General features: G+C 72.1%; 14 protein-coding genes. 8 read left to right on the top strand and 6 right to left on the bottom strand.

The window, feature by feature from the left end; translation table 11 throughout:
* Positions 1-2: 2 nt before the first annotated feature.
* Positions 3-1,355 carry a glutamine synthetase family protein gene (locus tag NAG42_RS17790; RefSeq protein WP_250031414.1) on the bottom strand — a complete coding sequence of 451 codons (1,353 nt, stop codon included), beginning with the start codon at positions 1,353-1,355 and terminating at the stop codon, positions 3-5.
* A gap of 76 nt (positions 1,356-1,431) precedes the next feature.
* Here NAG42_RS17790 and NAG42_RS17785 point away from each other — a divergent pair, with 76 nt between their 5' ends.
* Positions 1,432-1,938 (top strand): MarR family winged helix-turn-helix transcriptional regulator, encoded by a 507-nt coding sequence (locus tag NAG42_RS17785; RefSeq protein ID WP_250031413.1) that lies wholly within the window; start codon positions 1,432-1,434, stop codon positions 1,936-1,938.
* A gap of 16 nt (positions 1,939-1,954) precedes the next feature.
* Here NAG42_RS17785 and NAG42_RS17780 read toward each other — a convergent pair whose 3' ends face one another.
* Positions 1,955-3,373, bottom strand: a complete 1,419-nt coding sequence (locus tag NAG42_RS17780) for an MFS transporter (protein WP_250031412.1) — start codon at positions 3,371-3,373, stop codon at positions 1,955-1,957.
* 64 nt (positions 3,374-3,437) lie between these two features.
* Here NAG42_RS17780 and rraA point away from each other — a divergent pair, with 64 nt between their 5' ends.
* The gene (gene rraA, locus NAG42_RS17775) at positions 3,438-3,929 is read left to right on the top strand and encodes a ribonuclease E activity regulator RraA (protein ID WP_250031411.1); all 492 of its coding nucleotides are present in this window, start codon (positions 3,438-3,440) and stop codon (positions 3,927-3,929) included.
* A 19-nt stretch (positions 3,930-3,948) separates the two neighbouring features.
* Here rraA and NAG42_RS17770 read toward each other — a convergent pair whose 3' ends face one another.
* Positions 3,949-6,111 carry a patatin-like phospholipase domain-containing protein gene (locus tag NAG42_RS17770; protein WP_250031410.1) on the bottom strand — a complete coding sequence of 721 codons (2,163 nt, stop codon included), beginning with the start codon at positions 6,109-6,111 and terminating at the stop codon, positions 3,949-3,951.
* 172 nt (positions 6,112-6,283) lie between these two features.
* Between NAG42_RS17770 and NAG42_RS17765 the strand changes: the two genes are divergently transcribed.
* Positions 6,284-7,297, top strand: coding sequence for a DNA topoisomerase IB (locus NAG42_RS17765; RefSeq protein WP_250031409.1), 1,014 nt, complete (start codon positions 6,284-6,286; stop codon positions 7,295-7,297).
* On the opposite strand, the gene NAG42_RS44915 is transcribed toward NAG42_RS17765, so the two are convergent.
* Entirely contained in the window at positions 7,266-7,958 is a 693-nt protein-coding gene (locus tag NAG42_RS44915; protein ID WP_250031408.1) for an HAD family hydrolase, read from the bottom strand. The genes NAG42_RS17765 and NAG42_RS44915 overlap by 32 nt on opposite strands.
* A 60-nt stretch (positions 7,959-8,018) precedes the next feature.
* Here NAG42_RS44915 and NAG42_RS17755 point away from each other — a divergent pair, with 60 nt between their 5' ends.
* Genes NAG42_RS17755 through NAG42_RS17740 form a run of 4 tightly spaced genes read left to right on the top strand, consistent with a single transcriptional unit; the run spans position 8,019 to position 10,695 of the window.
* On the top strand, positions 8,019-8,621 hold the full coding sequence (locus NAG42_RS17755; RefSeq protein WP_250031407.1) for a GNAT family N-acetyltransferase: 603 nt from the start codon (positions 8,019-8,021) through the stop codon (positions 8,619-8,621).
* A gap of 41 nt (positions 8,622-8,662) precedes the next feature.
* A complete protein-coding gene (locus NAG42_RS17750) occupies positions 8,663-9,628 on the top strand; it encodes a sulfotransferase family protein (RefSeq protein WP_250031406.1) in 966 nt (321 codons plus the stop codon).
* A 34-nt stretch (positions 9,629-9,662) separates the two neighbouring features.
* Positions 9,663-10,277 carry a GIY-YIG nuclease family protein gene (locus NAG42_RS17745; RefSeq protein WP_250031405.1) on the top strand — a complete coding sequence of 205 codons (615 nt, stop codon included), beginning with the start codon at positions 9,663-9,665 and terminating at the stop codon, positions 10,275-10,277.
* A complete protein-coding gene (locus NAG42_RS17740) occupies positions 10,270-10,695 on the top strand; it encodes a GNAT family N-acetyltransferase (protein ID WP_250031404.1) in 426 nt (141 codons plus the stop codon). The genes NAG42_RS17745 and NAG42_RS17740 overlap by 8 nt, the downstream gene beginning before the upstream one ends.
* Position 10,696: 1 nt before the next feature.
* Here the strand turns inward: NAG42_RS17740 and NAG42_RS17735 are convergent, their stop codons facing one another.
* Both NAG42_RS17735 and NAG42_RS17730 read right to left on the bottom strand, forming a co-directional pair.
* Positions 10,697-11,638 (bottom strand): endonuclease/exonuclease/phosphatase family protein, encoded by a 942-nt coding sequence (locus NAG42_RS17735; protein WP_250031403.1) that lies wholly within the window; start codon positions 11,636-11,638, stop codon positions 10,697-10,699.
* Between the two features lie 91 nt (positions 11,639-11,729).
* Positions 11,730-12,368: a TetR/AcrR family transcriptional regulator gene (locus NAG42_RS17730; RefSeq protein WP_250031402.1), complete on the bottom strand. Its 639-nt coding sequence runs from the start codon at positions 12,366-12,368 to the stop codon at positions 11,730-11,732.
* Between the two features lie 63 nt (positions 12,369-12,431).
* On the opposite strand from NAG42_RS17730, the gene NAG42_RS17725 reads away from it, so the two are divergent.
* The gene (locus tag NAG42_RS17725) at positions 12,432-12,935 is read left to right on the top strand and encodes an ester cyclase (protein WP_250031401.1); all 504 of its coding nucleotides are present in this window, start codon (positions 12,432-12,434) and stop codon (positions 12,933-12,935) included.
* Positions 12,936-12,972: the final 37 nt, after the last annotated feature.

The following is a 12,972-nucleotide window of genomic DNA, read 5'->3' as shown; positions in this document are numbered from 1 at the left end:
CCTCACAGGTGGTAACTGTATTCGCGGAACTCCCAGTCGGTCACCCACCGGGAGAAGCGGTCGAGCTCGTTGCGCTTGTAAGCCACGAAGGCGGCCACGAACGCCGGGCCGAGCAGCTCGGTGAGCTCGGTGTCGGCCTCCAGCGCGGCGAGGGCCGACGGCAGGTCGCCGGGCAGCCGGGGCGACCGGCCGGCGTCGTAGCCGTATCCCCGCAGCTTCGGCGGAGGCTCGAGCTTGTCGTGGATGCCCAGATAGGCCGCCGCCAGCAGGGCCGCCAGGCCCAGGTACGGGTTGGCCGACGCGTCGCCGAGCCGCAGCTCCAGCCGGGTGGCCGGCCCGCGCTCGGGCGGGATGCGCACCATCGCGCTGCGGTTGTCCAGGCCCCAGTCGACGAGCCAGGGCGCGAGCGTGTCCGGCCCGAAGCGCTTGTACGAGGTGACCGTCGGGTTGAGCAGGGCGGTCAGCGCCGGGGCGTGGGCCAGCAGACCCGCGACCGCCGAGCGGGCGGTCGCCGACAGCCCGTCCTCGCCGTCCGGGTCGTCGAACACCGGGGCCCCCTCGTCCGACCAGGCCGAGAAGTGCAGGTGGAAACCGGAGCCACCCTCGTCGTTGAACGGTTTGGCCATGAAGGTCGCCATCTTGTCGCGCATGCGGGCCAGCTCCTGGACGGCCGTCTTGAACCGGAACGCCCGGTCGGCGGCGTCGAGCGCGCCCGAGTGCCACAGGTTGATCTCGAACTGGCCGGAGGAGAACTCGTGGTTGGCGGCGACCACGTCCAGACCGTACGCGTCGAGGCCGCGCAGCAGGGCGAGCAGCGTGTTGTCCGGGTCGCCCTTGTAGCCGGCGGTGTATACGTTGCCGGTGCCTTCGCCGTAGCGCTTCCAGCCGTTCGGCGCCTGCGGGGACCGCTCGAGGAGGTAGAACTCCAGCTCCGGCCCGATCAGCGGGCGCAGGCCGAGCTCGGCGAACCGGTCGGCGACCCGGCGCAGGACGGTGCGTGGGCTCTGCTCGGAGGGTGAGCCGTCCGGGTTGTGCAGGTCGGCGATGACGTGGGCGACGCCGGGCTCCCACGGGACGGCCCGCATCGTGCTCAGGTCGGGGATCGCGATGATGTCGGGCAGGCCGGCCGACAGGCCACCCTCGATGTCGACCACGTCGCCCATCGGCGAGGTGGCATAGACCGACCGGCAGAACGCCACGCCGTCCCCGGCGGTCCGGGCGAAGTGGCGGACCAGCAGGTCACGGCCGCGCTCGGCGCCGATCAGATCGCTGTAGCCGAGCCGAACCACATCGATGTCCTGCCCGGACAGCTCGGCCTGGACCGAGGCGAGGACACTCGTGTCGACAGCGACCATCGTCACTCCCCGTATACCTTGGCCACAGTCGTCGAGTGTAGACAGCCCCGGCGAACCGGAACGTACGATCATCGCCATGACCGAGCACCCCGATCTCGCCGCGACCGAGCGCGCCATGCGCGAGCACGTCGGGTCGCTGGGCCTCGACTACGAGGCCGCCCTCGCCGTGTCCAGCGTCTATCGGGCGGCGAACGCGGTGCGCGCCTATGCCGGGCACGACCTGCTCCGGTCGTACGACCTGACCTGGACCGGGTTCGTGGTCATGTGGGTCGTCTGGATCTTCGACGGGATGGAGACGCGGCACGCGGCCGAGGCCGCGGCCATCTCCAAGGGGACGCTGACCGGGGTGGTCAAGACGCTCGAGGGCCGGGGCTGGATGCGCCGGGTCGGGCGGGACGACGACCGCCGCCTGGTCGAGGTCCACCTCACCGACGAGGGCAAACAGGTGATGCGGGACCTGTATCCCCAGTTCAACGCCATCGAGTCCAAGGTCGTGGCCCGGGTGCCGGCCGAGGAGCTGGCCGCGATGACGAGCGGCCTGCGCGAGATCGTCCTCACGATCGAGGAGACCCAGCAGCACTGATCCGCTGCGCTGCGACTCAGGCCGGGATCAGCTCGGCGGCGGTGCGGTCGGCGGTCGAGCGGGCCCGGCGGCCCGTGGTCAGCACGCCCAGGATCAGCACGGCGAGGCCACAGCCGACGACGATCCAGAAGCCGACGTGGCTGGCCTGGGCGAAGCCGGTGGCCATCGGCCCGGAGACACCGGACACGACCGCCGCCCCGATGACGGCGACCCCCAGCGAGCCGCCCACCTGCCGTGACGTCGACGCGATGGCCGCGGCCACGCCGGCCTGGGCGCGGGGCATGCCGGAGACCGCGGTGTTCGTGATCGGCGCGTTGACCAGGCCGAAGCCGATGCCGAAGAGCAGGTAACAGCCGATCAGCAGGGCGTCCGGGGTGGTCGCGGTGAGCCGGGTGAGCGGCAGCATGGCCAGCGTCATCGCCGTCCCGGCCAGGATCAGCGGCAGGCGGGCGCCCCGGGTGGCGACCAGGCGGCCCGACAGCGGGGCGAAGACGGCGGTCATCGCGGCCATCGGCAGGGTGTAGAGGCCGGCGTGCAGGGCGGACAGACCCCGTACGTCCTGCAGGTAGAGGGTGTTGAGGAACAGGAACCCGGCCAGCGCGCCGAAGGCCGACACCGCGATCAGGGTGGCCCCGCTGAACGGGATGCTGCGGAAGAAGCGCAGATCCAGCAGCGGCTCGGCCCGCCGGGGCTCGTAGACCAGCAGGGCGGCCAGCGCGGCCGCGCCGAGCACGAAGCAGCCGACGATCTCGGCCGATGCCCAGCCCGCGCCGGGGCCCTCGATGATCCCGTACGTGATCGAGGCCAGCGCGACCAGCACCAGCACCTGACCGACGGGGTCGATGCGCCGCGGTCGCGGCGCCCGCGACTCGGGCACGAAGAGCGCGGTCAGGGCGATCGCGGCCAGCCCCACCGGCACGTTGAGCCAGAAGATCGAGCGCCAGCCCAGCGAGTCGACCAGGACGCCACCCAGCACCGGCCCCAGCGCCATGCTCAGCCCCACGACCCCGCCCCAGACGCCGATGGCGCGGGCCCGCTCCCGGGGCTCGGTGAACGTGTTGGTGATGATCGACATGGCCACCGGGTTGAGCATCGACCCGCCGACCGCCTGCATCATCCGGAAGGCGATCAGCCACCCCAGCCCCGGCGCCACACTGCACAGCAGCGACCCGATCGTGAACAGCGCCAGCCCGGTCTGGAAGGTGCGCCGCCGCCCGACCCGATCGGCTGTGCTGCCGGCCAGGATCAGCAGGCTGGCCAGCACCAACGTGTAGGCGTCGATGACCCATTGCAGTCCCGACACCGACGTGTCGAGGTCGGTCCGCAGCGCCGGCAGCGCGATGTTGACGATGGTGTTGTCCAGACCCACGATGAACAGGCTCAGACAGCAGATGGCGAGCACGAGCGCACGGCGGCGGGGACTGAGTTCGGTCACCCTTATTACTACCGCTTCGGCGGCCGCGCGATGATCGTGGGGCACCGCCGACGGAGGGAAGACCATGGACAAGACCGCGGATCTCGTCGACCGATACGGCGACGACATCGGCTCCTGTGACAGCCAGCTCCGCGACTACGGCGGGCGCACGGGATTCCGCGGGCCGGCCGTCACGGTGTCCTGCTTCGAGGACAACGCGCTGCTCAAGACGGTGCTGTCCGAGCCCGGGGAGGGCCGGGTGCTGGTGGTCGACGGCGGCGGGTCGGTGCATCGGGCGCTCCTGGGCGACGTGATCGCCGGGCTGGCGGTGACCAACGGGTGGGCCGGGGTCGTGATCAACGGCGCCGTGCGGGACGTGGCCGAGCTGCGGGAGCTGCCGATCGGCGTCAAGGCCCTCGGCGCGAACCCGCGCAAGAGCACCAAGACCGGCCGGGGCGAGCGCAACGTGCCGCTGACCATCGGCGGCTGCGCCTTCCACCCCGGAGCCGAGGTCGTCGCGGACGAGGACGGGATCGTGGTCCTCCCCCCGGCCGGCGACCGGAGGTCACCGGGCTGACATCGGCGGGTGACGGAGGTCAGCCGTCGCCGGCTCGGGGCCCGGGCGGTGGGGTGGCCGCGGCGGGCCGGCGGGTGCGGGCGGCCAGGGCCTCGCCGACGTGCTCGCCCAGGGCGTGATAGGCGTCGAACTGCTGTTGCTGGAACCACTGGTCGGCGGTGGAGTCGTTGGGGAAGCTGCGGTGAGCGCCGGCGTAGGCGAGCACGTCCCACGGGGTGGCCGCCGACAGCACAGCGCGGCCGTAATAGAGCCGCCCGGCCGGGGGGCGCCCGTCCGGGAAGCAATCCGGGTAGGTCACCGTCGCGGTCATCACCGAGGCCGTCGCCAAGCGGCCGGCCAGCGGACCCTTGTCGTCCTTGTCGGCGACACCCGGCTCGAGGTCCTGGGGCTCGCCACCCACGAAGTCGATCTCGATGCCGAGCTCCTGCCGGGCCAGCGCGATGGCCGGGCCCAGGGCCCCGCCCGACACCGTCGCACCTCCGCTGCCGTCGACGCAGATGACCTCGGCCGGCCGGTGCCGCAGCGCCTCGATCAGACCGAGGTTGTCGAAGTGTCCGCCGTCCGAGGTGAACAGGAGCGGATCGCTCAGCGGGTACCGGCCGAAGATCTCCCGCAGCATGTACCGGAGATCGCGCTGCCGGAAGGTCCGCCTGAAGGTGGCGCCGGCCTGACGGCCCGGATGGGCGGGATTGGGCAGCCAGGTGCCGAGCCGGGCATTCGTCAGGGTGAGCAGCAGGCTGAACGGCGTCGCGCTCGCCCCCATCGCGGACGCGAACGCCGCCCCGGAGACGGCCATCGCCGCCTGGACGGTGGAATCCAGCCGCAGCGGCCACCGCAGGTGCTCGAGGTCGGCCGCCGGGATCCAGGTCAGCTGCGGACCGCCGACATAGTCACCGGACATCGAATAGGTGATCACCCGGCGGCCGGGCGGCGCCAGCGCCTGACCGGACACGTTGGCCGCGGCGACGTGCACAACCTGCGGGAAGCCTTCGGCCTTCCGCCCGTACTCGTGGAGATGGGTGATCGTGCCGGGAGCGTACGACTCGGCCTTGAACTGCCCGGGCCGCGCCGGGTCGTCGATCCGGTGCACGGCAAACGCACTGGCGAGCCGGCGCTTGTAGAACGGGTGCAGCGACCACCGGGTCTGATCGATCAGGACGCCCAGCAGAACCAAGCCGATCAAGCAGGCGGCGACGGCCACCGGGTGCAGCGGCCACGGCCACTCGGCGAACGGCTGCTGCATCGTGTCGACGACCCGTGCGAAGACGAAAACGTGCGCGCCCACGAGAACAACCACCCCGGCCAGGACGAGCAGTCGCTGCAACACGAAAGCGGGAATCACCCGGATCTGGTCCCGGGCCTTCCACAGCCCGGAGACCGCCTTGCTGATCGGCGCGCGGACGACCAGGAAGATGGCGCTGACAGTGGCGACGAACCCGGTCCCGGCGACGGCCGCGCCCGCACCGGCCGCGTCGAACAGGCCGAGCCCGTCGATGTCGGACGCTCGGGCCAGCGGGGGGAGCACGGCCACCACGACGAGCACGGCGAGCCCGAGCCAGGTGAGAACCCGCGCGATCCGGGCGAGTTTCGGGGCCCAGGTGACGTAGGTGCCCGCCCAGTTCTCCATGGCGATACTCAGAAGCCACAAGACCGCGGCGACGCCCAGCAGAACCGCGGTGACAAGCAGCATCGATCCGGACGGCAGACCGGCGAACGGCGCGCCCAGCTTTCCGGCCAGGATGTATGCCCCGCCGACCAGATAGCCGGCCAGGACGACGACGAAGAGCATCGTCAGTTGCACGACGACCAGTCCCCGGAAGACCACACCCAGCGCCGCCGCCCAGCCGCCGGCGCCGTCCGCGAGGTACTTCCCGTGCCGGCGCAGATGGTCGAGCTCGGGCGACCCGGGCGCGAACACGTCCTCCGCCGTCGCCTTCGAGGGCTTCTGCAACGCCAGTCGCATGGCTCCGGCCGCGTAGCCTCCGCCGGAGACCCCGAACAGGTAGCGGGTCCGGCCCAGCACGCCATGGGTGCGCAGAGCGTCCACGGCGCCGAGCGCGAACACGGCCGACCGGATCCCTCCACCGGACAGGGCTATGACGGTCCGGCCGCATTCGCGACCCGGCGCCAGGTCGAAATTGCGGCGCCAGGTCGTGTATCGCCCCTCGTCGGGCTGTGCCATCCTCGCCACCCCCACCGTCGATTCACGCTGACACGGGGCGCGCGCCGTCGCCATGACCGGAGCAGCCGGTCCCGCCTCGGATGATCGGCGTCTGTCGATCCGGTGGAAGTCGTGCTGAGGCGAGGGTCTCAAGAGCGGGCACGAGTGGGGGAGCGTCATTACCGTGGATCGGGTGACCAGCGTGCACGCCCGGCCGTCGGGCTATCGGCGCCAGGGCTCGTCGTACCTCGATGACGACGGCCGGGTGGTGACCGAGGCCGAGGTTGTCGCGCGGATCCGGTCGCTTGCCGTGCCGCCCGCGTGGCGGGACGTCTGGGTGGCCGGGGACCCGGCGGCCAAGGTGCAGGCGGTCGGGGTCGACACTGCGGGGCGTACGCAGTATCGGTATGCGGGCTGGTGGACCGAGAGCCGGGCGCGGGACAAGTTCGCGCACGTGCCCGACTTCGCGGCGTCGCTGCCGTCGTTGCGGGATCACGTCAGTCATGGGCTCGGGGTTCCGCGCCGGGCGCTCGACCGCGACCACGTGCTCAGCGTGGCGGTGCGGCTGCTCGACCTGGGCTTCTTCCGGGTCGGCTCCGAGCGTTACGCGCGCGACAACCACACGTACGGCCTGACGACCCTGGAACGGCGGCACGTGCACGTGGGCCGGGAGACGGTGACGTTCGACTACTCGGCCAAGGAGCACCTGCACCGGGTGGTCGAGGTGTCCGACCCGGTTGTCGTGCCGTGGGCGCGGCGGCTGCTCGCGCGGGCCGGCGACGACCCGGCCTTCCTGGCCTGGAGCCGCGACGACGGCGGCTGGCAGCGGGTGCACAGCACGCACGTCAACGCGTTCATCCACGCGTACACCGGCATCGACGCGACGGCCCGGCGTTTCCGCACCTGGGCCGGCACCGTGCTGGCCGCGGCCGCCCTGGGTGGGGCCCGCCACGACGAGCGGGCCAAGTCGCCGCAGCTCGCCGCGGTGCGCGCCACCAGCCGCCTGCTCGGCAACACCCCGGCCGTGGCCCGCGCCTCCTACATCCACCCCGCGGTGCTCACCGCCTTCGACAACGGCCACACCATCGCCGCCGCCGTCGACGAGGCCGCCGCGCGGACCGGGGACGACCGCCTCGCCGTGCTCTGGCGCGACCCGGCCGTCCAGCAAGCCACCCTCACCCTGCTGCCCGCTGCTCCAGCACGGTGACGACGTCGAGCAGGGACGGCACCGAGATGTCGGCCTGCGCGCGCAGGCGCGGGAGGTCGCCCGGTGCCGCTTCGGCCGCGGCCTGCTCGGCCAGCACGACCAGACCGAACCCGGCGGCCCGCGCGCCCACCAACTCGTCGTTGCTGCCGTCACCCACGTAGGCCGCTCGGGCGGCCGGCACCCCCAGGCGGTCGAGGACGAACTCGTAGGCGGCCCGATCGGGTTTGACGGCGCCGATCTCGTGCGACAGGGCGACCACGTCGACCAGCGCGGCCAGCGGCGAGCGGTGCCAGGCCCGCAGTTCCCAGGCATGCGTGTTGCTCAGGACGCCGAGCTGGAGACCGCGTTCGCGCAAGGCCACCAGCGTCGCGACCGACGACGGCGGCGGGTGCAGGAGAGCTTCCCGCCTGGTCAGGTCCCAGTCGGCTTCGACGTACGCCAGGTCGGCTCGGCCGGCGACGGAACGAACCCAGGCCAGCTCCGGGTCGCGATCGCCGGTCCGGCCGGACTCCAGCACCGGTTCGAACTCGGCCCACCGCGCCGCCAGGCCGGCCGCGTCCACACCCAGAGTCCCGGCCAGCCAGCCGATCCGGCCCGTGCCGCCCGGATAGCTCCCGGGGTGGACCAGGGTGTAGAGCAGATCGAAGACCACAGCTTCCACGAATTGAGGCTAAGGGTTCCGGACGTGGATCGTCCGGAACCGTGCTTAGGCTGCCTGGTCGTGGAGGACGACGGTGTGACCGTGATCCCGGCCAACGAGGCGAGCTGGGCGGATCTGCAGACGGTGTTCGGGCGCGGCCCGGCGGCCACGTGCCAGTGCCAGCGGATCAAGCTGGGGGACCGGGACTGGTTCGGCACGGGGGTCGAGGAACGCATGCATCGGCTGCGGGAGGAGACCGACTGCGGTCATCCGGAGGCCGAGGGCACCAGCGGCATGGTCGCTTACCGGGACGGTGAGCCGGTCGGCTGGGTGGCGGTCGAGCCGCGGGCCGGCTATCGGCGGTTGCGGGGGTCCCCGGTGCCGTGGGCCGGGCGGAGCGAGGATCCCGACGACCCCCGGGTCTGGGCGATCGTCTGCTTCGCCATCCGGGCCGGCTGTCGCGGGCAGGGGCTGACCCGGCACCTGGCGCGGGCGGCCACCGAATACGCGCGGGCGCGGGGCGCCAAGGCGGTCGAGGCCTACCCGATGGTCCCCAGGGAGGGGCAGAAGGTGTCGTGGGGCGAGATGAACGTCGGGTCCCGCACCACGTTCCTCGCGGCCGGTTTCCGGGAGGTCAGCCACCCGACCACCCGGCGGGTCGTGATGCGCCGCGACTTCGGCTGACGGGTTGCGGCGGCCATCGGGTTGGGGGTTGGCTGATCACCATGGATTCACCTTCACCGATCTTTGTGGCGGGCACGGGGCGCTCGGGGACGTCGCGGATCGCGGACATCATCGGCGAGCATCCGCGGATTCACCGGATTCCGATGGAGACCCGGTTCCTCGTCGATCCGGGTGGGCTGCGCGATCTGGCCGAGGCGCTCACCAGCCGGTACGACCCGATCGTGGGGGAGAACGCGCTGTCGCGGCTGAGCGACTTCCTCACCGTGCGGCTGCCCGGCCGGCGCGACGACCGGGGCAAGACCGTTCCCGAGCTGGTCGGTGAGCAGCGCTACCGGGACGCGGTGGACCGGCTCTGGGCGCAGCTGACCGCCTGCACCTTCGACGAGCCGTCCAACCCCAACGGGTTCGGCAACGCCGGCCGTCTGGCCGGTCCGTTCGAGCCGGCGAGCCGCCGCCGGGTGCTGCCGAGATATTTCCGCGACCGGCGCGAACTGCTCGGCATCCTGCGGCAGCTGATCGACACGTTGTTCGGCGGCGCGGCGGCCGACGCGGGCAAGCCGGCCTGGTGTGAGAAGACACCGTTCAACCTGTTGTGCATGGACTTCCTGTGGGAGCTGGTCCCCGAGGCCACCATCGTCCACATCAAGCGCCACCCGGTCTCGGTGCTCGCCTCCCACCTCGCCCAGCCCTGGGCCCCACCCACGGTCGACGGCATGCTGGCCTATCTCGAACCCGTCTACGACCGGTGGCTCAGCTGGCGGGACAGCACCGATCTGACCGGCCGGCGATATGTGGAGGTGAAAGCCGAGGACCTCGCGGCCGACTGGCCCGGGCAGCGCCGCGCCCTGTTCGACCAGCTCGGGGTCGACGACTTCGCGACCCCTTCGGCATTCGAGCCGAGCAGACTGCTGCACCGCGACGACCACTTCGACCCGGCCACCCGCGAGCGGATCGAACGCAGACTCGGCGAGGTCATCCCGGCCATGGGCTACGCCGCCCGGGGCTGACGGTCGCTCCGGCAGCACGCCTAGCATGGCCTCGATGACCAATCCTGAAGAGCTACCCGACGACCTCCCCCCGGCCCAGGAGCGGGCGGAGGAAGCCCTGCGGTTGCTGTCCGGCGTGCCGTTCGCGCCTGACGTCGCCGCCAAGAGACTGAGCCGCGGCAGCGGTGTCTACGCGTGGTGGGGCACGCCGTCGGCGCTGCCCGAGCTGGCCGGGACGCCGAACGAGAACGTACCGTCCCTGCGCCTGCTCTATCTCGGGCGGGCGACCAACCTGCGCGGCCGGATCCTGCGCAACCATCTGCGCCGGTCGGGCAGCTCCACCTTGCGCCGCACGCTGGCCGGGCTGCTGGTGTCCGAGGGCTACCGGACGACCTGGACCGATCGAGTCGTCCTGGTCCCGGAGGACGAGGCCCGGTTGACCGCGTGGATGCACGCGCACCTGCGCTTGACCTGGGCCGAGGACCCGGAGCCGGTCTCCGTCGAGGCCGAGCTCGTCCGGCGCCTGCACCCGCCGCTCAACGTCCACGGTGTCGACCCCGAGCATGTCGAGGCGGCCGTGGTCGCCGCCAAGAACGCCTACAACGCCTCCAGCCGGCCGGTCGATGCGGCGCCCCAGCCGGCGGGCGATCAGCGTGGCAGCCGTGGGTGAGCTGACCCTGCGGGTCGCGGCACCGACGGATCTGGGAGCGGTGCTGGAGTTCTGGCGGGAGTCGGCGGAGAACGGCAGCCGGCCGGCCGACACCGCGGCGGCGGTCGAGGCGCTCATCGCGCGTGATCCCGAGGCGCTGATCCTGGCGGTCGACGACGGTGAGATCGTCGGGACGGTCATCGCCGGGTGGGACGGGTGGCGGTGCCATCTGTATCGGCTCGCGGTCGCGCCGCACCGGCGCCGGACCGGGATCGGGGGACGGCTGCTGACGGCGGCGGAGCACCGTTTCCGGGACCTGGGCGGGACCCGGGTCGACGCCATGGTGCTCGACGCCAACGAGCGAGCTCACGGTGTCTGGTCCGCCCACGGCTACCGGCAGCAGGACGACTGGTCCCGCTGGGTGAAACCGCTCGGGTGAGTCAGGGCAGGCGCAGGCGAACCTGGACCGGCAGGTGGTCGCTGGGGTATTGGGTGCCGCCGCGGTAGGTGTTGATCAGCGCGGCCGACACGGTGACCCCCGGCGTGGTGAGCACCCAGTCGATGCGCGGGCCATCCGGTACGAGCGGACTGTAGCCGTGGAAGGTGCCGTAGGCCGGGCCCCGTGACGCGGCGACGGACCAGGCGTCCTGATAGCCCGCCCGGGCGACCAGCAGCTGGTGGACGTAGCTGCTCGCCTGGGCGGGGGTGTTGAAGTCGCCGGTCAGGATCACCGGCAGCCGCCGGTTCATCGCGCTCACGCGGTCGCGGATCAGCTGGGCGGCCCGCCGGCGGGCGTATTCGCTGGCGTTGTCCAGATGGGTGTTGACGGCGTGGAACCGCTTGCCGGTCGCGCGGTCGGCGAACCGCACCCAGGTGACCATGCGGACCGCGAAGCCGTCCCAGGTCTCGGAGCCGGGCTTGTCCGGCGTGTCGGAGAGCCAGAAATTCCCGTACGCCTCGGGGGTCAGCCGCTCCCGGCGGTAGAAGACGGCCATGAACTCGCCGAGCGTTCCCCCGTTGCGGCCCGCGCCGAGGTAGGCGTAGCCGCCGCCCAGATCCCTCTCGATGTCGCCCAGCTGATCGACGAGTCCCTCCTGGGTGCCGATCAGATCGGGCCGCTCGACCGTCAGCAGGTTCCGCATGACCGGCCGCCGCTGGGACCACGAGTTCGGCGTCGCGGTGCCGGCATAGCGCAGGTTGAAGGTCATCACGTGCAGGTCGGCGGCCGTCCCGCGCCCGGCCAGCGTGTCCATGGCCGAGGGGGCCTCGACGGCCGGCCCGACGGCGACGGACACCGTGCTCACCACGACCAGCACCGCCGTGATCAGCGACCGCAGCACCGATCCCCGCCCAGTCGCGGATCGACCGACGCGAATCGCCACAGGCACATGATAGTTCGCGGGCCCGGAACGGAGGGTGAACGTCGATCCGCCGGCCGCCGTCCGTAGGGGACGCGGAAGCCGGCGTCGTCAGTCAGGAGGGGGCGAGCGCGTCGATGAGGGCCTGGGCCAGCCACTGCTCGTACTCGTCGGAGGACCAGCCGCGGTCGATCACCAGCAGCTCGTAGACCTCGGGCGCGATCAGTGTCCAGACGATGTCGGCCGCCCGGCCGGGGTCGACGCCGGGGCGCAGGCCGCCGGTGGCGGCGAGGTGACCCACGATGCCGCCGGCGCCGGTCAGGCGCTCGCGGTTGATGGTCTCGCGGAACTCGGCAAGCTCCGGGTCACCGCCGCGGGCGGCGGCGAGCAGCTTGGCCACCAGCGGGCCGGTGCGCTCGGCGATGCGACGGGCGGCGTAGGCATACCGGGCCAGTTTGTCGCGCGCGCCGACCGCGGCGAACACCGCCTGGTGCTCCGGGCGGTCGATCATCGAGATGGGCTCGTCGTCGCCGGCCAGCGTGACGTCGTAGACGTCCTTGATCAGCGCCGCCTTGCTGCGGAAGGTCTTGTAGACCGTCTCGGCCGAGACCCCGGCCCGCGTGGCCACGTCGCGCATGGTGGTCGCCGCGGGGCCGCGCTCGACCAGCAGGTCGCGGGCGGCGCCGAGGACGCGGCGCCGGGTCTGCCGCGCCTGCTCGGTGCGGCCGGTGTTGTCGTATGGGCGACGAGTCATTGATTACCGTTCGCTGGTATCGAATACTTCTCCACTGTATCCGATAACCAGCTGGGAGGCACCATGCACACCATCGACACCGACGCCTGCATCCGCTCCATGACGGTCATGGCTTCCGGTGACCTCGACGACCTGATCCCGGTCGTCCATCCGCAGGCGGTCAACCGGGAGGCCAAGGACGAGCCGCCGGCCTGCCGGGGCCAGGGTCCGGCCGCGTTCGCGGCCACCGCCCAGTGGCTGCGAGCCGCCTTCGCCGACCTGGCCTTCGACGTCCACGACGCGGTGGCCGACGGCGAGCTGATCGCCGTGCACTGCACCATGTCGGGGCGCCAGGTCGGCCCGTTCGTGTCCTACGACGAGCGTGGCGAGGTGGCCCAGGCGTTCCCGCCGACCGGCCGCACGTTCGCCATCACCCAGACCCATTGGTTCCGGATGCGGGACGGTCAGGTCGTCGAGCACTGGGCCAACCGTGACGACCTGGGTCTGGCGGCCCAGCTCGGCTGGGTGCCGCCGACGCCGGTCTATCTGTGGCGGATGGCCCGGGCCAGGCGGGCCGCCCGCCGATGAGAGCACGGCGAAGCGCCGCCGGTGGGTCACCGGCGGC

This window comes from Paractinoplanes maris (assembly GCF_023544465.1).
In the GTDB taxonomy this organism is placed as follows: Bacteria; Actinomycetota; Actinomycetes; order Mycobacteriales; family Micromonosporaceae; genus Actinoplanes; species Actinoplanes maris.
Note: the sequence above shows the minus strand (reverse complement) of the source record. Positions and strands in the feature narration are given on the sequence as shown.

Bases quoted from the DNA above. Each gene is read 5' to 3' on its own strand.
- NAG42_RS17790 (WP_250031414.1), bottom strand. From the start codon at position 1,355: ATGGTCGCTGTCGACACGAGTGTCCTCGCCTCGGTCCAGGCCGAGCTG.
- NAG42_RS17785 (WP_250031413.1), top strand. From the start codon at position 1,432: ATGACCGAGCACCCCGATCTCGCCGCGACCGAGCGCGCCATGCGCGAG.
- rraA (WP_250031411.1), top strand. From the start codon at position 3,438: ATGGACAAGACCGCGGATCTCGTCGACCGATACGGCGACGACATCGGC.
- NAG42_RS17770 (WP_250031410.1), bottom strand. From the start codon at position 6,111: ATGGCACAGCCCGACGAGGGGCGATACACGACCTGGCGCCGCAATTTC.
- NAG42_RS17750 (WP_250031406.1), top strand. From the start codon at position 8,663: ATGGATTCACCTTCACCGATCTTTGTGGCGGGCACGGGGCGCTCGGGG.
- NAG42_RS17745 (WP_250031405.1), top strand. From the start codon at position 9,663: ATGACCAATCCTGAAGAGCTACCCGACGACCTCCCCCCGGCCCAGGAG.
- NAG42_RS17730 (WP_250031402.1), bottom strand. From the start codon at position 12,368: ATGACTCGTCGCCCATACGACAACACCGGCCGCACCGAGCAGGCGCGG.
- NAG42_RS17725 (WP_250031401.1), top strand. From the start codon at position 12,432: ATGCACACCATCGACACCGACGCCTGCATCCGCTCCATGACGGTCATG.